The sequence below is a fragment of the Achromobacter animicus genome (assembly GCF_902859585.1).
Lineage (GTDB): Bacteria > Pseudomonadota > Gammaproteobacteria > Burkholderiales > Burkholderiaceae_B > Achromobacter > Achromobacter animicus.
Window position 1 is genome coordinate 111,606 of record NZ_CADIJM010000011.1, and the last position, 19,013, is coordinate 130,618.

Below are 19,013 nucleotides of genomic sequence, written 5' to 3' on the forward strand. Positions count from 1 at the left end.
CATTTTCCCAAAAAAAAACCCCACGGCATGGCCGCGGGGCTTTTTGAATCAGGCGTGGGGATCAGCCGCGGCGATCGTTCGACTTGCCGAAGCGCTTGGCGGGGGCGCCAGGACGCTTGTCGAACGAGGGCTTGCCACGGAAACCGCCTTCGGGGCGATCACCGCCGCGGAAGCCGCCTTCGCGCTGCGGACGGTCGCCGAAGCTGGGACGGTCGCCAAAGCTGGGGCGCGCGTCGCGATCGCCACCACGGAAGCCGCCTTCACGCGGGGCACGCTCGCTGAACGGGCGGGCATCGCGCTGCGGACGGTCGCCATAGCTGGGACGGTCGCCGAAGCTGGGACGCGAATCGCGGTCGCCGCCGCGGAAGCCGCCTTCACGCTGAGGACGGTCGCCGAAGGGACGATTGCCCTGGTAGCCGCCTTCGCGCTGGGGACGATCGCCGAAGCTGGGACGGTCACCGAAGGAACGCTGCGGGCGGTCGCCAAACGGGCGGTCGTCGAACGAACGGTTGCCTTGGTAGCCGCCGTCGCGCGGCTTGAACTCGCCACGCGGGCCGCCGAACGAACGGCCTTCACGCGGTGCGCCATCGCGCGGCGCGCCGTCGCGATTACCTGCAAAGCCGCCCGAATGGCGCGAACCGCCGAAACCGCCGGGACGCTTGCCGAAAGGCTTGCCATACGGCTTGCCACCGCCGCCGCCGCCGGTGGACGGACGCGGGGTGCGCTTGGGTTCCAGGCCGGCGATCACTTCAGGGGTGATGGACTGGCCGATGTAGTGCTCGATGCGGCGGACCTTGTGGCGCTCGGAGTGCGTGGCCAGCGTGAAGGCCAGACCGTTGCGGCCAGCGCGGCCCGTGCGGCCGATGCGGTGCACGTAGTCTTCGGCCTGCATCGGCAGGTCGAAGTTGACGGCGTGGCTGATGCCTTGCACGTCGATGCCGCGGGCTGCCACGTCGGTGGCGACCAGGATGCGCAGCTGGCCGCGTTGCAGTTGCGACAGCGTGCGGGTGCGTTGGCGCTGGTTCATGTCGCCGTGCAGGGCAGCGGCGGCAAAGCCTTGGTCGGCCAGGCGGTCGGCCAGGTCGTCCGCGCCGCGCTTGGTCGACGTGAAGACGATGGCTTGATCCAGCGAGGCGTCGCGCAGCACGTGATCCAGCAATTGCATCTTGTGGCTGGCATCGTCCGCGTACAGCAGGCTTTGCGTGATGTTGGTGTGCTTTTCCTTGGCGCCGGCGATCTCGATGCGCTGCGGCTCGCGCATCATGCGCGAGGCCAGCTTGGCGACGGTGCCGTCCAGCGTGGCCGAGAACAGCAGCGTCTGGCGGCCTTCGGGCAGGCGCTCGACGATGGTCTCGATATCTTCAATGAAGCCCATGTCCAGCATGCGATCGGCTTCGTCCAGCACCAGCGTGTGCACGGTGTTCAGCTTGACGCGGCCGGATTGCAGGTGGTCGATCAGGCGGCCCGGGGTGGCGACCAGCACGTCAACGCGGCGCGACAGCGCCTTCAGTTGCGCGCCGTAGGGCATGCCGCCCACGACGGTCGCGGTGCGCAGGTCGGCCAGCTTGCGGCCGTAGGTGGCGGTGGCTTCCGTGACTTGCAGGGCCAGTTCGCGGGTCGGGGTCAGCACCAGCACTTGCACGCCGACGCCCTTGTTGGCGGGCATCTGGGCGATGCGGTGCAGGGCGGGCAGCATGAAGGCGGCGGTCTTGCCGCTGCCGGTCTGCGAGGACACCATCAGGTCATGGCCGGCCAGTGCTTGCGGAATGGCGGCGGCTTGAACGGAGGTGGGGGTGGTGAAGCCAGCTTCTTGAACGGCCGACAACAGGGCGGGCGCGAGACCCAGGGTATCGAAAGACATTACTTTCCCTTGCCGCAATCAATGCGACGCAGTGCTTGGTCGGGCCAGGGGATTAGGCGGCCGGATCCAGGCGACGGTTGATGGAGCATCGTGCCGACCGGATCAACCATGCGCGTGGCGCGTTCTCTTGTACTGATGGAACGCAGGGCGAAAGGAAAGGGGTCAGGAATCGATGATAGTTCGGCATGAGGCCGGGGATAGGCTTCCCGGCAGTCTGCAAAAAATTCCGCTAAATCAAGGCGGTAAATGCCGAACTCGTTTTGTGCAGTGCGGCGATCATAACCCGAATTCGCCCTGCAATGGAATTATTTTTTTGTCCAGTCCCCAATCAATAGGGTTTTTCCCTTGGTCCTGCAGCCAGGTGTTGGTGGCCCGGAAATGGCCGCATCCGAGGAAGGGCACGGGCGGCCGGCGGGCGGATAGCGGAGATGGATGGTTGGACATCAGGACGAGATGACCACTGTCGGGCGGAAGCAACAGCCGCTTGGCCTGCGCGTGGGCGCCCCACAGCATGAAGACCTTGGGCGAGGGATCACGTGCCACGTGCGCGATCAGCGCATCCGTCACCGTTTCCCAGCCGCGTTTCGCGTGCGAGGCGGGCTGGCCGTCTTCGACCGTGAGTGCCGTGTTTAGCAGAAGCACACCTTGGTCGGCCCAGGGGCTCAGATCGTTGCCCGCCGGGACGCTCAGCGCCGGATAGTCGCGCGCAATCTCGTTGAAGATATTGCGCAGGCTGGGCGGGCGCTTGCAATCGTCCGGCACCGAAAACGCCAGGCCCTGCGCCTGGCCGGGGCCATGGTAGGGATCCTGGCCCAGGATCACGACGCACACGTCCGACGGCGCCAGGCCATGCAGCGCGCGGAAGGGCGTGGCGGGGTACACCACGGCGCCTTGTGCGAGGCGCGCCTCCACATGGGCGGTGGCGGCAGCCAGCGCGGCGGCGACGGCAGGGTCGGCGGACAAGGCGGCCTGCCACGCGGCAGGCAGTTGCGCGGCCTGGGCGGCCAGGGCGTTGGATGTGAGGCGGTTGTCGATCGGCATGGGCGCGATTTTGGCACAGCCCGGTCAGCCGGATCGGCCCGCTTGTGCGATCAGACCGCCTTCCCAATCAGACTGGCCAGCCAGCCTGACGGTGCGCCGAATCCCAGAACATCCATTCAAGCTGGGCGGCGTGCGTGTAGGCCTGGTGCATCGCGGCCAGGGTCTGCGGCGACGTTGTATCCGCCGCACGATCCACGGTGGCGGTCACGGCGCGGACCAGCGCGTGGAAATCGTCGCCGGCGTAGGTGTCGATCCAGGCCGCATACGGATTGGGCCGCACGGCGCGTGCGTGGATGTCGCGCCCGATTTCGGCGTAGATCCAGAAGCAGGGCAGCAGGGCGGCCAGGACGACCGGATAGGGCGCGCTCCAGGCGGTGGCAATCAGGAAGCTGGTGTAGTGATGGCTCGCCGGCGTCAGCGGCGTGGCTTCGAAGGTAGCGGCGTCGATGCCGAACTGCTGCATGAACCCGGCGTGCAGGCTGCGCTCGGCGACGACGGCGCCCTTGGCGGCCTCGGCAAACTGCACCACGCCGTCGGCATCGTCGGCCTTGGCGGCGGCGATGGCGAGCGCGCGTCCGAACGCCACCAGATAGTGCGCGTCCTGGATCATGTAGTGCTTGAACGCGTCCTCGGCGAGCTGGCCGCTGGCCAACTCGCGGTTGAACGGCATGTCGCGCGTCTTCTCATAGAGCGCGGCGTTGCGGGTCCAGGCATCGGAACTGAAAGACATGGAATTCCTCTGGGATAGGCTCGGGCGCGCGTGGCGCGCGCCATCGGCGGGGCATAAGGGTAAAGGGGGTAAAGACGGAAGCGCAGGCGGATCGCGGCGCGGGGACGGCTGGTTCAGGCTGCGCGTTTGCGGTGTTGTCGGGCGTAGTCGAGAAGCGCGTCGCGCAACACCACCGCCTGGTTGTGCTCGGTATTGCGCGCACCGAAAAGCAAGGTCAGGGGGCGATCCCCCGCGGCGTCCAGCAACGCCGCCATGCGCGATTGCTGCGCTGGGGTGGCGAGTTCAGCCAGATACTTGGCGCGGAAGTCATCCCAGCGGTCCTCGATGTGGCTGAACCATTTGCACAGTTCGGCGCTGGGGGCGATGTCGCGGGCCCATTCGTCCAGGCCAAGGTCTGCGCGGCGCAGTCCGCGTGGCCACATGCGGTCGACCAGGGCGAGGTAGTGACCTTCCGGACCGGTGCCTTCATAGACACGCTGCACGATGATGTTGGACGATTTCATGCCGGCTCCTGCAACTGACGGTGCGGCCAGTCTACTGCAACGCCCGCGACGCGCCGGATCACGGCGTACTGGAAGTTTGACGCGGCGCACCGGCGGCGCGCAGCACCGCGAATCCGACCGGCTTGTCGCGCCAGCGGGTTGTCGATTACATTCACTTAACCTCTATGTAACAACCCTATTACAGGCCGACGCCGTCGGCCTTTTTTGAACCCACGATTCTGTCGTGGCTTCGCCAGGCCGCCTGGCGCCCTTCGCCGTCATGCCGCCACGCAACCCTTCAGACCTGCATCCCTCGCCCGTTACCGCCGGCCGCCTGCGCATTCTGCATACGGAGGCGGCTACGGCGTTCGGCGGACAGGAATTCTGCATCTATAAGGAGATGGTCGCCATGCGCGAGCGCGGCCATCACCTGGAAGCCGTGTGCCAGCCGCACGCCGAACTGACGCAGCGCCTGCGCGACGCCGGGTTCACCGTGCACACCATCAACATGGACGGCCCTGTGAATTTCATGCGCAGCGTGGCATTCGTGCGGCGCGTGGCGGCTCGTGGCCGGTTCGACGTAGTCAACACCCACAGCCGCAGCGACACGGTGCGGGCCGCGATGGGCGCGCGCCTGGCGCGCACGCCGCTCATTGTGCGCACCCGCCACCTGGCCAAGCCGATCAACTCGCTGTACGCCTATACGTGGCTGGCCCACCGCGTCATCGCGGTGAGCCGGCACGTGCACCGCCAGCTGCTGGATGGCGGCGCGGCGCCCCAGTCCATCGCCACCATCCATTCCCCGATCGTCCTGCCCGAAAGCGATGGCCAGGGCTCTGTCCGGCAAGAACTCGGGCTGCCTGACGATGCCCTCGTGGTGGGTTGCGTGGCCGTGATGCGTGCGGAAAAGGGGCACGCGGACCTGATCGACGCCTTCCACCAGGTTGTGGCCACGTTTCCGCATGCCCACCTGGTGCTGGCCGGAGATGGCATGCCGGTGTTCGAGCGCCTGAAGGCGCAGGTGCAATCCCTGGGCCTCGCATCGCGCGTGCACTTCCTGGGCCGGCGTCATGACATCGGCAACGTATTGCAGGCGTTCGACGTGTTTGCGTTGCCGACCCACCGCGAAGCCTTTGGCACGGCGTTCGTCGAGGCCGCCGCCATGGGGGTGCCGGTGATCGGCACCGACGTGGGCGGCGTGCCGGAAACCATGCAGGCCGGCGTGACCGGGCTACTGGTGCCGCCGCGAGACCCGGCTGCGCTGGCCGCGGCGCTGGAAAGCCTGCTGGCCGATCCCGAACGCAGACGCCGCATGGGCGAGGCGGGCCGCGAATTCATCCGCGGGCAGGGTCTGTTCAGCGCGGATCGTGCCGCGCAGTTGGTCGAATCGGCGTACGCACGCTGGCTGGGGGAGCGGCGCGGGCCTGCATCCGTGGCGCCTGGCGGCTCATTGCCCTGACTGCCTCAACGCCCATGCAGGCTCAATGCCATAGCAACGCATTCATGGCTTCCACCAGCCGGTCGCGGTAGCGAGGCAGCAGCGCTTGCACCTGCGCCTGCCGGTCCTTCCAGGAATCCGGCTCAGCGCCCGGCGCGATGCGCGGCGCTGCCCAGATCGGATCCGGAAAATGCCGGTCGCCGCGCCAGCGCGGGATCACGTGCCAATGCAGGTGCGGCACCATGTTGCCCAGCGACGCCAGGTTGATCTTGTCCGGCGTCAGGATCGCCTGCTGCGTTTCCTCCACCACATACACCGCCCGCATCAGCAGGTCGCGGCCATGCGTGGACAGGCTGGTCATCTCGGCCAGGTGACCGTTCCAGATCACGCGCGTGAAGCCTGGATAGTCGGCGTCGTCGACCTCGATGATGCGCAGGTGCGGCCCGCGCCACAGCAGCGTGCCGCCGTCTTCCTGGCACAGCGGACAGTTGGGATCGCGCGCGCTCAAGCCATCACCTTGCGGTACTGGATGAAGCCGGAACGGTCGGCAATCCGGTCGTAGAGCTGCATGGCGGTCGCGTTGGTTTCGTGTGTCAGCCAATAGACGCGGGCGCAGTTGGCCGCGGCGGCTTCGGCGTAGACGTGTTCGATCAACTTGCGGCCCGCGCCCGTGCCGCGCGCGTCCTGGTCCACATAAAGGTCCTGCAGGTAGCAGTAGTCGCCGGCGGTCCAGGTGGAGCGATGGAAGATCCAGTGCACCATGCCGACAGCGCGGCCGCTTTCATAGACCAGCGCCGCGTGCATGGGCTCGGCGGGGTCCAGGAAGCGCGCCCAGGTGTTGCGCGTGACGGCGTCGTCGATGCTGACGCGGTAGAAGTCCTGGTAGCCCTTCCACAGGGGCAGCCAGGCGTCGAAGTCGGTGGCGACGATGGGACGGATTTCTGCGGTACTCATGGCGCAAGGCCTCCTGGGGTCTTCAGAGTTGGATTTCCATGGCGTCGACGATATGCCGCAGCACCTGCAGGCGAGCGTAACGCTTGTCGTTGGCCGACACCAGATGCCACGGCGCGTGGGCCACATCGGTGCGCGTCATCATCTCGTTGGCTGCCGCCGCGTATTCTTTCCACTTGTCGCGGTTGCGCCAGTCGTCGGGCGTGATCTTGAAATTCTTGAACGGTGATTTCTCGCGCTCGTGAAAACGCTTGAGCTGCTCGTCGGGCGTGACGGCCAGCCAGAACTTCAGCACCAGCGCGCCGCTGGCGGCAAGCTGTTCCTCGAAGTCGTTGATCTCGGCATACGCGCGGCGCCACCGGGCGGGCGGTATCAGCTTTTCGACGCGCTCGACCAGCACGCGGCCGTACCACGAGCGGTCGAAGATGCCGATGCGGCCATGGCTGGGAATGCAGCGCCAGAAACGCCACAGATAGGGCCGGGCCAACTCTTCGGTCGTGGGCGCGGATATCGGCGTGATGTCGACTTGCCGGATATCCAGCGCGTGTGTGACGCGGCGGATGGCACCACCCTTGCCGGCTGCGTCCTGCCCCTCGAACACCAGGATCAGGGAGCGATTCCTGAACTTGTCGGACCGGGCGGCGCGCGCCAGCCGGCCTTGCAGCAGGCCGAGTTCGGTCTCGTAGTCTTCCTTGTCCACCTTGGCGTCGTAGTCCAGCTTGCCCAGCCGGTCCACGATGCGCGTCGTGCTGGAGTGCGCCACGAAAGCGGGCGGCAGGCGGGGCACCCCGCGCCGGCGCAGCGCGCCGAGCACCGCCTCGGCCGTGCGGGCGGCGCGCATGTTTTCGTCGGCGCTGGGAATCACCACCCACGGCGCATGGCCGCAGTCGGTGTGATTGAGGACGACTTGGGCGCCGGCCCGGATGCGGTCGAACCGCTTGTTGACCTTCATGTCGACCGGACTGACCTGCCAGGCCGTATCGGGGTTGGCCAGCAGGCGCTGCGCGCGCGTCTTCTGCGCCTTGGCGGACAGGTGAAACCACAGCTTGATGATCTGCACGCCTTCGGCGGCCAGCATGGTCTCAAAGCGCATGATCGCCGCCGAGTGCGCCTCGATCGCGTCCGCGTTGGGCTTCTTGCGCGCGGCTTCAATGACGAGCGGCGTATACCATGAGCCGAACACGATGCCCGTGCTGCCCTTGGGCGGCAGATCGCGCCAGTAGCGCCACAGCGGTGGGCGCTCGAGCTCGTCGCCTTCGCGCGGCCCGTAGGCCAGCGTGCGGATGTGGCGCGGGTCCATCCATTCGTTCAGCAGGTTGATCGTGGCGCCCTTGCCGGCGCCATCGATGCCGGCCACGACGATCAGAAGCGTCTTGTCGGCCTGCCGCAGCCGTTCGTATTGCGCATTGAGCAACGCGACGCGCAGCCGCGCTTCGAGCGCCTTGAATTCGTCTTTGGACAGGATGGGGTCGGCTTCGGCTTCGGCAAACATGGATGCGCGTCGGATCGGGTGGCTGCGATCGGGCGATCTTGCGGGATAAGGCCGCGCGGCGCAAGTGCGCCGCGGCCGAGGGTCAGAGCGCGTTCACGGGAATCTTGAGATAGCGCACGCCGTTGTCTTCGGGGGGCGGGAAATGGCCCGCGCGGATGTTCACCTGGATCGCCGGCAGAATCAGCGTGGGCATCGACAGCGTGGCATCGCGCCGCGTGCGCATGGCGACGAATTCGTCCTCGGTAATGCCGTCGCGCACGTGGATGTTGCCGCGGCGCTCTTCGGCCACGGTGGTTTGCCAGGCGGCCTCGCGGCCCGCCGGCGGATAGTCGTGGCACATGTAGAGCCGCGTGTCGTCTGGCAGGCTCAGCAGCCGTTGGATCGACTGATACAGCAGATGCGCGTCGCCACCGGGAAAATCGCAGCGCGCCGTGCCCACGTCCGGCATGAAAAGCGTGTCGCCCACGAATGCCGCATCGCCGATCAGATAGGCCATGTCGGCCGGCGTGTGGCCGGGCACGTGGATGGCCGTGGCGGTCAGCGAACCGATCTGAAAGGTCTCGCCATCGGCGAACAGATGGCCGAATTGCGAGCCGTCGAGCTGGAACTCCGGCTCCAGGTTCAGGATGGTCTTGAAGACGCCCTGCACGGTGCGGATGCTCTGGCCGATGGCGATCACGCCACCAAGCTGCCGTTGCAGATAGGGCGCCGCCGACAGATGATCGGCGTGGGCATGGGTTTCCAGCAGCCAGACGGTCCGCAGGCTGCGTTCGCGCACGTAATTAGCCACGCGATCGGCGCTGGCGGTGCTGCTGCGGCCGGACTTGGGATCGTAATCCAGCACCGAATCGATGATGGCGCACGCGCCGCCGGGCGCGGGTTCGTGGACGACGTAGGTGATGGTCGCAGTGACGGTGTCGAAGAAGGCCTGGATGTGCGGGGTCATGAGGGCTCGCGTGAAGGCCGCAAGGGCGGCCCGATCAGGTCAATTTACGAAAATAAATAATATTTGCGCATAGTTTATTCATAAATATAATGACGCGGCTATCCCCCACGTGTCCGACACCTCGTCATGAACGCTCCCCTTACCGATTGCGAAGTCGCCGTCCTGCGCGAGTCCGCCACCCAGGCCTGCGCGCTGCTCAAGGCGCTGGCCAACGAAGACCGCTTGCTGCTCTTGTGTCAGCTGGTCCAGAATGAACGCAACGTCGGCGAGTTGGAATCGCTGACCGGCATCCGCCAGCCGACGCTCTCGCAACAGCTGGGTGTGCTGCGCGACGAGGGTCTGGTCGCGACGCGGCGCGAGGGCAAATACGTCTATTACCAGATGGCCAGCTTCGAGGTCAGCCAGGTGATGAAAACGCTATCCAGTTTGTACTGCGGACGCGCCATGGAGTCACTCAAGTGAACGTGGACTGGTCCGCCTTCACCCCGGCCGCCGGCACGGTGGGCGGCCTGCTGATCGGCGCCGGCGCGGTGCTGCTGATGCTGGGCGCGGGACGCATCGCGGGCATCAGCGGCATCGTGGGCGGGTTGCTGGCGCCCGAGCGCGGCGGCGGCTGGCGCATCGCTTTCCTGCTGGGGCTGTGCGCCGCGCCCTGGCTGTTCCGCCTCTTTTCCGAACTGCCTTCCATCACGGTGGAGGCCAGCACGCCGCGCCTTATCGTCGCCGGCCTGCTGGTCGGCATCGGCACGCGCTATGCGTCTGGGTGCACCAGCGGACACGGCGTGTGCGGCCTGTCGCGCGGCTCGCGCCGGTCGCTCGTGGCGACGCTGATCTTCATGGCCGCGGGCTTTGCCACGGTCTACGTGCTGCGGCACGTGGCGGGCGTCTGATCATGGCCGCGCTCTACGCCTTCGCCGCCGGGCTCGTCTTCGGACTGGGCCTGCTCATATCGGGCCTGGCGGACCCGGCACGGGTGCTGGGCTTTCTGGATCTGGCCGGGTTGTGGAATCCTACCCTGGCATTCGTGATGGGCGGCGCCGTGCTGGCGACCAGTGTCGGTTATGCGCTGTTGCGGCGTCGCCGGGCCAGCTTGTCCGGCGAGCCCATGCGCTGGCCGCAAGCCACCCGGCTCGACGCGCGTCTGGCTGCCGGCAGCCTGGCGTTTGGCGTGGGGTGGGGGCTGGCGGGCTTCTGCCCCGGCCCGGCGCTCGTCGCTGCCGCGGCGGGCATCGGCGACGCAGCGGTGTTTGCGGGGGCGATGCTCGTTGGCATGGGCATCCACGCGTACATCACGCGGGCTGGGCGCCGCGACGGCGACGCAACCGGACCGCGCGCGTAGCGGCCGCTTGCCCGCGCGCCTGCCCGCGCGCTTGCCCTCGCGCTTGCACTCGAGTCGAATCGCCTATTCGTACGTCCGGATGTCGTCGATGACCTTGCCGTCGTTCGGTAGGCCACCCTCGGCCACCCATTCGACATCGGCCCGCAACTTCGTCAAGTCTCTCGCCGAATCGGCAATCCGGCGGGCCAGCGCGTCGTTCTGTTCGCGCGACTCCACCTTCAGCACCATGCGGTCCGACCCGGTGCTGCCGCTGATGACCAGCCGCGCCCGCAGGATCTCCGGATGCCGCCGCGCCACGTCCGCCACCTGCGACGGATGCACGAACATGCCGCGCACCTTGGTGGTCTGGTCGGCGCGTCCCATCCAGCCCTTGATGCGTGTGTTGGTGCGTCCGCACGGCGAGATGCCGGACATCACCGCGGACAGATCGCCGGTGCCAAAGCGCACCAGCGGGTAATCCGGATTCAACGTGGTCACCACGACCTCGCCGACTTCGCCTGCCGGCACGGGTTCGCCGGTGCCGGGACGCACGATCTCGACAATGATGTCCTCGCCCACCACAAGCCCTTCGCGAGCGGGCGTCTCGAACGCGATCATGCCCAGGTCGGCGCTGCCGTAGGCCTGGTAGCCGTCGATGCCGCGCGCCGCCAGCCAGTCGCGCAGCGACGGCGGAAAGGCTTCGCCGGAGACCAGTGCGCGCCGCAGCGAATCGAGCTTCACGCCCAGTTCGTCTGATTTCTCAAGAATGATCTTCAGGAAGCTCGGCGTGCCGGTGTAGCCGCTGGGCGCCAGGTCCTGAATCGCGCGAACCTGCTGCTCGGTCTGCCCGGTGCCGCCGGGAAACACGGTGCAGCCCACGGCGTGGGCGGCCGTTTCCATCATCGAGCCGGCCGGCGTGAAGTGGTACGAAAAGCAGTTGTAGGCCAGTTCGCCGGCGCGAAAGCCCGCCGCGTACAGGGCGCGCGCAAAGCGCCAGTAATCCGACCGCGCGCTCTCCGGTTCATAGATCGGACCGGGCGAGGCGAACACACGCACAGCTTCGCCCCAGCCGATGGCGGAGAACCCGCCGAAGGCTTTCTCGGGACCGGCGGGCTGCGCGCCGTCATCGCGGCTATGCTGCTGGCGTTCCAGCAGTTCATGCTTGCGCAGGACCGGCAGCCGGGCCAGCGCCTCGCGCGAGGTGATCGTGGCGGGGTCCACGCCGCGCAGTTGCTCGGCAATGGCCGGCGCGCGCGCGATGGCCCGCGCAATCGCCCCAGGCAGGGCGGCCATCAGATCGCGCTCGCGTTGCTCGGGCGCGCGGGTTTCGCGGTCATCGAAAAACTCGGACATGGAATCGCACCTTCTCGTGTGCCGGTTGGCGGCGCCGTTGCCGGCGCCATGCGGCAAGCGCTGGCTTGCCCGCGTCGGGAATCAGGCCAGCCAGCGTTTGCGGCGGCGGTAGAACTTGTTGTCTCGGAAACTCTTGCGTTCGCCGCTGGAAATGCCCAGGTAGAACTCCTTTACGTCCTCGTTCTGCGCCAGGTCGGCGGCCGCGCCGTCCATCATCACGCGCCCGTTTTCCAGGATGTAGCCGTAATCGGCGTAGCGCAGCGCGATGTTGGTGTTCTGCTCGGCAAGCAGGAAGCTCACGCGCTCGCGCTGGTTCAGGTCGCGCACGATCTCGAAGATCTCTTCGACGATCTGCGGCGCCAGACCCATCGACGGCTCATCGAGCAGGATCATGTTCGGGTTGGCCATCAGCGCGCGGCCGATCGCGGTCATCTGCTGCTCGCCGCCCGAGGTGTAGCCGGACTGGCTGGTGCGGCGCTGCTTCAGGCGCGGGAAATACTGGTAGACCCGCTCCAGCGCGGCGGTGGTGTCGCCCCGGCTCATGCTGCGCGTATAGGCGCCCGTCAGCAGGTTTTCCTCGATGGTGAGGTGGGCAAAGCAATGCCGGCCTTCCATCACCTGCACGACGCCGCGCTTGACCAGTTCGGCGGGCGTCAGGCGTTCGATACGCTGGCCGCGGTACTGGATGTGGCCCTTCGTGACGTCGCCGCGCTCGCCCTTGAGCAGGTTCGAGATCGCGCGCAGCGTCGTGGTCTTGCCGGCGCCGTTCGCGCCCAGCAGCGCCACGATCCTGCCTTCGGGCACCTGCAGGGACACGCCCTTGAGCACCAGGATCACGTGGTTGTAGATCACCTCGATGCCGTTCACATCGAGCAGCACCTGGGGGGCGTCGGCGGCGGCAATATTGGCGTCGTTCATAAACCTTCCTGCGGCGTGGCGGCGGCCGGCCGGAAAGCCGGCCGCCGGTTCATATCAACCTGCGTTGCGCACCCGCGGCGCGGGGCCGCGGGTGCTCCAGAAGCATCACTCGCACTTGCGCGGCGTGATGTTCTTTTCCTTGGCGTACTTGGCCGCCGATTCCTTGACCATCGGGTCCAGGATCGTCTTGTCGGCCTGATACCAGTCGGAAACGACCTTGAACTTGGAACCGTCCCACTGCACGATGCGGGCCCAGTCGTCGCCCTTGTGGTTGGCGCACGAGGTCTTGACCGGACGCATGATCTGGCCAAAGCCCAGCTTGTCGAGCTTTTCCTGGGTCAGGTCCAGGTTCTCGAAGCCCCAGCGCACCTGCTCGGGCGTCAGCGCCTTGCCCTTGCCGTACTTTTCCTGCGCGGCGCGGATCGCTTCCACCTGCAGCATCGAGATCATCATGCCGCGCGTGTGGGCGATGGTGCCCAGCGTGGTCTTGCCGGTCTTGTCCGCGCCCTGGCCCTTGTCGTAGACGTACTTCTTCAGATCGTCGTAGACCTTGTCGCTGTCGGCGCCGCTGTTGTGGATCGTGATGGCGTTGTAGCCCTTAGCGACATCGCCCAGGTCCTTCACGTCGCCTTCCGAGCCAGCCCACCAGATCGCGTACATCTTGTCGCGCGGATAGCCGCTGGCCTGCGCTTCGCGGATGGCGGTGGGCGTCATGATGCCCGCGCTCCACAGCAGCACGTAATTCGGACGCGCCTGGCGGATCTGCAGCCAGGTGGACTTCTGCTCCACGCCCGGCGCCGTCACCGGATACAGCAGCAGCTCAAATCCTTCCTTGGCCGCGCGCTTCTGCAAGAGCGGGATCGGCTCCTTGCCGTACGGCGAGTCGTGGTAGACCAGGGCGATCTTCTTGCCCTTGAGCTTGTCCATGCCGCCTTCTTTCTTGGCGATGTCCTGGATCATCACGTCGGCGGCAGTCCAGTACGTGCCCAGGAGCGGGAAGTTCCACTCGAACACACTGCCGTCCACCGATTGCGACAGGCCGTAGCCCATCGTTTCAACGGGCACCTTGTCGACGATGGCCTTGTCGCTGACCGCGAAGGTGATGCCGGTGGACTGCGTGTCGAAGCCCGATGCGCCGGTGCCCTTGCCCTTCAGGCGCTCGTAGCATTCCACGCCGCGGTCCGTGGCGTAGGCGGTTTCGCATTCTTCATACGTGATCTTGACGCCGTTCACGCCGCCATCGCGCTCGTTCACGAGCTTCAGGTAATCCAGCTTGCCATCGGCCCAGGGAATGCCCAGCGGCGCGAACGATCCCGTGCGATACACCAGCAACGGAACGAACTGCTCTTCGGCCGCCATTGCCGGCGTGGCCACGGCGCCTGCGGCGCCGGCTGCGGCCATCAAGGCTGCCGCCAACTTCAGGTTAAGACGCTTCATCTCCATTTACCTCCTGCGTGGTGTTTGGGTCGGTCAACCCTGTGACACCGGGATTGGCCCGGTCTTGAGCCGGGTATTCGGGGCGGGGGTCCAGCGCGGTTGTGCTGCGATGGACCCACGGAAATCAAAACGAAACACGATCAGTGCGGGAACGGCCAGATCCTGAGCTTCTCCTTGCCGATGCTCCACAGCCGCGCCAGGCCGTGCGGCTCGGCGATCAGGAAGAACACGATCAGCGCGCCGAACACCATGTGCTCGATGTGGGCGGCGGTGTCCACCGACAGCGGCAGGCCAAGCATGTGCGGAATGTTGGACAGCGCCACGGGCACCAGCACGATGAACGCGGCGCCAAAGAAGCTGCCGATGATCGAACCCAGCCCGCCGATGATGACCATGAACAGCAGCTGGAACGAGCGGCCCAGGTCGAACGCCAGCGGCTCCCAGGAGCCCAGGTGGATATAGCCCCACAGCGCGCCGGCCACGCCCACGATGAACGAACTGACCGCGAACGCCGTCAGCTTGGCGTACATGGGCCGGATGCCGATGACCGATGCCGCCACGTCCATGTCGCGGATCGCCATCCACTGCCGGCCGATGGCGCCGCGCACCAGGTTCTTGGCCAGCAAGCTGAAGATGACAACCAGGATCAGCACGAACAGGTACTTTTCCATGGCGCTTTGCACCGGCAGGCCAAAGGCCGTGAGCGGGGGCACCGACACGCTGCCCGAGGACGAATAGTTGGTGAAGAAGGGGATGCGCAGGAACGCCCAGTCCACGAAGAACTGCGCCGCCAGCGTTGCCACCGCCAGATACAGGCCGCGGATGCGCAAACTGGGGATGCCGAAGATCACGCCGACGATGGTGGCAAAGCAGCCGCCCAACAAGATTTGCACCACGAGCGGCATGCCGGGAAAGCGCACGCCGAAGTTCCAGGCCGCATACGCACCCACCGCCATGAAGGCGCCCGTGCCCAGCGAGATCTGTCCGCAGTACCCGACCAGGATGTTCAGGCCCACGGCGGCCAGCGCCAGGATCAGGAACGGAATCAGGATGGCGCGCAGCAGGTAGTCGCTGGCCATGGCCGGAACGACGATGAACGCCACCGCCATCAGCAGCCAGATGAAGACGCGGTCCTGGCGGATCGGGAAGATCTGCTGGTCAGCGCGATAGCTGGTCTTGAATTGGCCGTTTTCGCGATAGAACATTTTTTATCCTCGGTGACGCAGGCTTAGACGCGGTCGATGATCTTCTCGCCGAACAGCCCTTGCGGACGGAACAGCAGGAACACCAGCGCCAGCACGTAGGCGAACCAGATTTCGATGCCGCCTCCCACCAGCGACCCCAGATAGACCTCGGACAGCTTTTCCCCCACGCCGATGATGAGGCCGCCCAGGATGGCGCCCGGCACTGACGTCAGGCCGCCCAGGATCACCACCGGCAGCGCGCGCAGCGCGGCGGTGGACAGCGTGAACTGCACGCCGAACTTCGATCCCCAGATGATCCCCGCCACCAGCGCCACCAGCCCCGCCACGCTCCACACGATCACCCAGATGCGGTTCAGCGGAATGCCGATCGACTGTGCGGCCTGGTGGTCGTCGGCCACGGCACGCAGCGCGCGGCCCGTCGAGGTGTACTGGAAGAACAGCGCCAGCGTCGCCACCAGCAGCGCGGCGATGACCGCCGCGGTCAGGTCTTCAAGGTTGATGAGCAGCCCCCCTTCGAACACCGAGTCCAGGATCATCAGCGGATCCTTGGGCATGCCGACGTTGATGGAGTACACCGAGCTGCCGAACGTGATCTGGCCGAGGCCGTCCAGGAAATAGCTGATGCCCAGCGTGGCCATCAACAGCGTCGTGGCTTCCTGGTTGACCAGGTGCCGCAGCACGAAGCGTTCGATCGCGACCGCCAGCAGGAACATCACGATGGCGCTGACGATGAACGCCAGCACGTTGGCCAGGATCATGTTGTCAAAGCCCAGCCAGCGCGGCAGCCATTCCGAAAAGCGCGCCATCGACAGCGCCGCCACCAGCACCATCGCGCCCTGCGCGAAGTTGAAGACGCCCGACGCCTTGAAGATCAGCACGAAGCCCAGGCCGATCAGCGCGTACAACATGCCGCTCATCAGGCCGCCGAATAAAGTCTCTAGAAAAAATCCCATGTCTTTCCGCCTTGGTTGTCCGGCTTAGTGCGACACGCCGAGATAGGCGCGGATCACATCCTCGTTCGCCCGAACTTCATCGGGCTTGCCGTCGCCGATCTTTTTCCCGTAGTCCAGCACCACGACGCGATCCGAGATGTCCATGACCACGCCCATGTCGTGCTCGATCAGCACGATGGTCGTGCCGAACTCATCGTTCACATCCAGGATGAAGCGGCTCATGTCCTGCTTTTCCTCGATGTTCATCCCGGCCATCGGCTCGTCCAGCAGCAACAGACGCGGCTCCATCGCCAGCGCTCGGCCCAGGTCGACGCGCTTTTGCAGCCCGTAGGGCAGGCGGCCCACCGGCGTCTTGCGATAGGCCTGGATTTCCAGGAAGTCGATGATGTTCTCGACAAACTCGCGGTGCTGCATCTCTTCGCGCTCGGCCGGCCCCAGGCGGAACGCCTGCGCCAGCAGGCCGCTCTTCATGCGCAGGTTGCGGCCGGTCATGATGTTGTCCAGCACGCTCATGCCCTTGAACAGCGCCAGGTTCTGGAACGTGCGCGCGATGCCCATTTCAGCGGCGCGGCGCGGGTTCATCCGCGAAAACCGCTCGCCGCGAAACGCGATGCCGCCTTGCTGCGGCGTGTACACGCCGTTGATGACGTTGAGCATCGAGCTCTTGCCCGCGCCGTTGGGCCCGATGATGGCGCGGATCTCGTGCTCGCGCACGTTGAAGGAAATGTCGGTCAGCGCCTTCACGCCGCCGAAAGACAGGGAGATGTTCTGCATGTCCAGCATGACATCGCCGATACGCTGGTCGCGGTCGTTAGTGCTCATGTTCTTTACGCGGCTCGGGCGGTGATGGCGGGAAACGTCTTGACCGGATGGATCCGCAGATCCGCCGAAATCTTGCCGGTGCGTCCGTCTTCGAATTTCACTTCGGTCTCGATGAACTGCGACTGCTTGCCGCCAAAGAGCGCGTCGATCAGCACGCCGTACTTCTGCGCGATGAAGGCGCGGCGCACCTTGCGCGTGCGGGTCAGCTCGTCGTCGTCCGGGTCCAGTTCCTTGTGCAGGATCAGGAAACGGCTGACCTGCGACGCCGCCAGCTTGGGATCCGTCGCGAGATCCGCGTTGACCTGCTCCACGCACTCGGCGATCAGCTGGTAGACCTCGTCCTTGCCCGCCAGGTCGGTGTAGCCGGCGTACGGCAGGCCACGGCGTTCAGCCCAGTTGCCCACAGCTTCCAGATCGATGTTGATGAACGCGCACACGTCTTCGCGGTTGGCGCCGAACGCCACCGCTTCCTTGATGTGCTGGAAGAACTTGAGCTTGTTCTCGATGTACTTGGGCGCAAACAGGCTGCCGTTGGCCAGCTTGCCCACGTCCTTGGCGCGATCGATGATCTTGAGCTGCCCATCGGTATCCAGATAGCCCGCGTCGCCCGTGTGGAACCAGCCGTCGGCGCTGCGCGCTTCGGCCGTGGCGTCGGGATTGCGGTAGTACTCCTTGAAGAGCCCCGGGCTCTTGACGAGGATCTCGCCGTTGTCGGCCACGCGAATCTCCACGCCCGCCACCGGCGGTCCGACGGTGTCGTCGCGAACCTGGCCATCGGGCTGCACGCAGACGAACACCGAGGTTTCGGTGGAGCCGTACAGCTGCTTCAGGTTGATGCCGATGGAGCGGTAGAACACAAAGAGGTCTGGACCGATGGCTTCGCCGGCCGTGTACGCCACGCGCACGCGGCTCATGCCCAGCGCGTTGCGCAGCGGACCGTAGATCAGCACGTTGCCCACCGCGTAGCGCATGCGGTCCCAGGCGTTGACGGATTCACCGTCCAGGATCTTCGTGCCAACGCGGCGCGCCAGCTTCATGCACGCCGCGAACAGCTTGCGCTTGAGATAGCCCGCGTCCTCCATGCGGATCATCACATGCGTCAGCAAGCCTTCCAGCACGCGTGGCGGCGCGAAGTAATAGGTGGGGCCAATATCGCGCATGTCGATCGACACGGTGTCGGGCGACTCGGGATGATTCACCGTGAAGCCCGTGACCAGCAACTGCGTGTACGAGAACATGTTCTGCCCGATCCAGGCGGGCGGCAGATAGGCCAGCACGTCTTCCTGGTCGGTCAGCTTTTCCATTTCTGACACGGCGCGCGCGCGGTCGATGAGCGCATGGTGCGTCAGCACCACGCCCTTCGGCTTGCCCGTCGTGCCGGACGTATAAAACATGGCCGCGGGGTCATGCGGCTGCACGGCAGCGACGGCGCGCGCGTAGAAGTCGGGATGCTTGGCGGCATATTCACTGCCCAGCGCTTCCAGTTGCTCATACGACAGCAGCATGGGATCGGCGTAATGGCGCAGGCCGCGCGGGTCGTCGAACACGACATGCTTGAGCGCAGGGCACTGTTCGCGCACCTCGATCATCTTGTCGACCTGCTCCTGGTCCTCGACGATCGCAACGCTGATCTCCGCATCCTGCAGCACGTACACCATTTCCTGCGCGACCGCGTCCTGATAGAGCGGAACAGGGATGGCGCCGAGCGATTGCGCGGCCATCATGGCCATGTAGAGGCGCGGGCGGTTTTCACCGATGACGGCGACGTGCATGCCGGGCTGAATGCCGAGCGATGCAAGACCCTGCGCGACGTGACGGACATGCTCCGCCACTTCGGACCAGGTCAGGGTTTGCCAGATCCCCAGGTCTTTCTCTCGTATCGCGGGCCGCGACCCACGAACGTTGGCATGCGCGAGCAGCAGCGCCGGAAAGGTGTCCGGCGCCGCCGGCACCTGTGCAGATGCGGGCGATGAATGTGCCACGTTGTCTCCTCCGGTTTGGGCGCATCGCGCGCAGTGCCTGCAATGAAGCGGCGGTTGCGGCGGTGTGCTTGACCAGTTGGTTTT

At 66.0% G+C, this 19,013-nt stretch carries 19 protein-coding genes; 4 read left to right on the forward strand and 15 right to left on the reverse strand.

All coding sequences use genetic code 11. The features are described from left to right. Nucleotides 1-61: 61 nt before the first annotated feature. The 4 genes from HV681_RS21745 to HV681_RS21760 all read right to left on the reverse strand — a co-directional run bounded on the left by HV681_RS21745 (nt 62) and on the right by HV681_RS21760 (nt 4,135). Entirely contained in the window at nt 62-1,861 is a 1,800-nt protein-coding gene (locus HV681_RS21745; protein ID WP_175124963.1) for a DEAD/DEAH box helicase, read from the reverse strand. A 276-nt stretch (nt 1,862-2,137) separates the two neighbouring features. Continuing rightward, complete coding sequence (locus HV681_RS21750; protein WP_175124964.1) at nt 2,138-2,902, reverse strand: uracil-DNA glycosylase; 765 nt, start codon at nt 2,900-2,902, stop codon at nt 2,138-2,140. A gap of 67 nt (nt 2,903-2,969) precedes the next feature. Beyond that, nucleotides 2,970-3,632: a thiaminase II gene (gene tenA / locus HV681_RS21755; protein ID WP_175124965.1), complete on the reverse strand. Its 663-nt coding sequence runs from the start codon at nt 3,630-3,632 to the stop codon at nt 2,970-2,972. A gap of 113 nt (nt 3,633-3,745) precedes the next feature. Beyond that, nucleotides 3,746-4,135, reverse strand: coding sequence for a DUF488 domain-containing protein (locus HV681_RS21760; RefSeq protein WP_175124966.1), 390 nt, complete (start codon nt 4,133-4,135; stop codon nt 3,746-3,748). A gap of 259 nt (nt 4,136-4,394) precedes the next feature. Between HV681_RS21760 and HV681_RS21765 the strand changes: the two genes are divergently transcribed. Next, complete coding sequence (locus tag HV681_RS21765) at nt 4,395-5,573, forward strand: glycosyltransferase (protein WP_175125000.1); 1,179 nt, start codon at nt 4,395-4,397, stop codon at nt 5,571-5,573. A gap of 22 nt (nt 5,574-5,595) precedes the next feature. Here the strand turns inward: HV681_RS21765 and HV681_RS21770 are convergent, their stop codons facing one another. The 4 genes from HV681_RS21770 to HV681_RS21785 all read right to left on the reverse strand — a co-directional run bounded on the left by HV681_RS21770 (nt 5,596) and on the right by HV681_RS21785 (nt 8,941). Then, nucleotides 5,596-6,060, reverse strand: coding sequence for an HIT family protein (locus HV681_RS21770; RefSeq protein WP_175124967.1), 465 nt, complete (start codon nt 6,058-6,060; stop codon nt 5,596-5,598). After that, a complete protein-coding gene (locus tag HV681_RS21775) occupies nt 6,057-6,506 on the reverse strand; it encodes a GNAT family N-acetyltransferase (RefSeq protein ID WP_105241129.1) in 450 nt (149 codons plus the stop codon). Before HV681_RS21775 ends, HV681_RS21770 begins: the two co-directional genes overlap by 4 nt. Before the next feature lie 22 nt (nt 6,507-6,528). After that, on the reverse strand, nt 6,529-7,995 hold the full coding sequence (gene pap, locus HV681_RS21780; RefSeq protein ID WP_175124968.1) for a polyphosphate:AMP phosphotransferase: 1,467 nt from the start codon (nt 7,993-7,995) through the stop codon (nt 6,529-6,531). Between the two features lie 82 nt (nt 7,996-8,077). Continuing rightward, nucleotides 8,078-8,941: an MBL fold metallo-hydrolase gene (locus HV681_RS21785; RefSeq protein ID WP_175124969.1), complete on the reverse strand. Its 864-nt coding sequence runs from the start codon at nt 8,939-8,941 to the stop codon at nt 8,078-8,080. A gap of 126 nt (nt 8,942-9,067) precedes the next feature. Here HV681_RS21785 and HV681_RS21790 point away from each other — a divergent pair, with 126 nt between their 5' ends. From HV681_RS21790 to HV681_RS21800, 3 genes are read left to right on the forward strand one after another with little or no spacing between them, the layout of a single operon-like run. Beyond that, nucleotides 9,068-9,403, forward strand: a complete 336-nt coding sequence (locus tag HV681_RS21790; protein WP_175124970.1) for an ArsR/SmtB family transcription factor — start codon at nt 9,068-9,070, stop codon at nt 9,401-9,403. Beyond that, nucleotides 9,400-9,831 (forward strand): YeeE/YedE family protein, encoded by a 432-nt coding sequence (locus tag HV681_RS21795; protein ID WP_175124971.1) that lies wholly within the window; start codon nt 9,400-9,402, stop codon nt 9,829-9,831. The genes HV681_RS21790 and HV681_RS21795 overlap by 4 nt, the downstream gene beginning before the upstream one ends. A gap of 2 nt (nt 9,832-9,833) precedes the next feature. Further along, entirely contained in the window at nt 9,834-10,280 is a 447-nt protein-coding gene (locus HV681_RS21800) for a DUF6691 family protein (protein ID WP_175124972.1), read from the forward strand. A 63-nt stretch (nt 10,281-10,343) separates the two neighbouring features. On the opposite strand, the gene HV681_RS21805 is transcribed toward HV681_RS21800, so the two are convergent. The 7 genes from HV681_RS21805 to HV681_RS21835 form a co-directional block, all read right to left on the reverse strand. Next, on the reverse strand, nt 10,344-11,612 hold the full coding sequence (locus HV681_RS21805) for a phenylacetate--CoA ligase family protein (RefSeq protein ID WP_175124973.1): 1,269 nt from the start codon (nt 11,610-11,612) through the stop codon (nt 10,344-10,346). An 81-nt stretch (nt 11,613-11,693) separates the two neighbouring features. Continuing rightward, nucleotides 11,694-12,530 carry an ABC transporter ATP-binding protein gene (locus HV681_RS21810; protein WP_175124974.1) on the reverse strand — a complete coding sequence of 279 codons (837 nt, stop codon included), beginning with the start codon at nt 12,528-12,530 and terminating at the stop codon, nt 11,694-11,696. 105 nt (nt 12,531-12,635) lie between these two features. Then, complete coding sequence (locus HV681_RS21815; RefSeq protein WP_081100873.1) at nt 12,636-13,973, reverse strand: ABC transporter substrate-binding protein; 1,338 nt, start codon at nt 13,971-13,973, stop codon at nt 12,636-12,638. Between the two features lie 134 nt (nt 13,974-14,107). Further along, complete coding sequence (locus HV681_RS21820; protein WP_175124975.1) at nt 14,108-15,172, reverse strand: branched-chain amino acid ABC transporter permease; 1,065 nt, start codon at nt 15,170-15,172, stop codon at nt 14,108-14,110. A gap of 23 nt (nt 15,173-15,195) precedes the next feature. After that, complete coding sequence (locus tag HV681_RS21825; RefSeq protein ID WP_063955103.1) at nt 15,196-16,125, reverse strand: branched-chain amino acid ABC transporter permease; 930 nt, start codon at nt 16,123-16,125, stop codon at nt 15,196-15,198. A gap of 24 nt (nt 16,126-16,149) precedes the next feature. After that, complete coding sequence (locus HV681_RS21830; protein ID WP_175124976.1) at nt 16,150-16,947, reverse strand: ABC transporter ATP-binding protein; 798 nt, start codon at nt 16,945-16,947, stop codon at nt 16,150-16,152. 5 nt (nt 16,948-16,952) lie between these two features. After that, nucleotides 16,953-18,929 carry an AMP-dependent synthetase/ligase gene (locus HV681_RS21835; RefSeq protein WP_175124977.1) on the reverse strand — a complete coding sequence of 659 codons (1,977 nt, stop codon included), beginning with the start codon at nt 18,927-18,929 and terminating at the stop codon, nt 16,953-16,955. Nucleotides 18,930-19,013 lie beyond the last annotated feature (84 nt).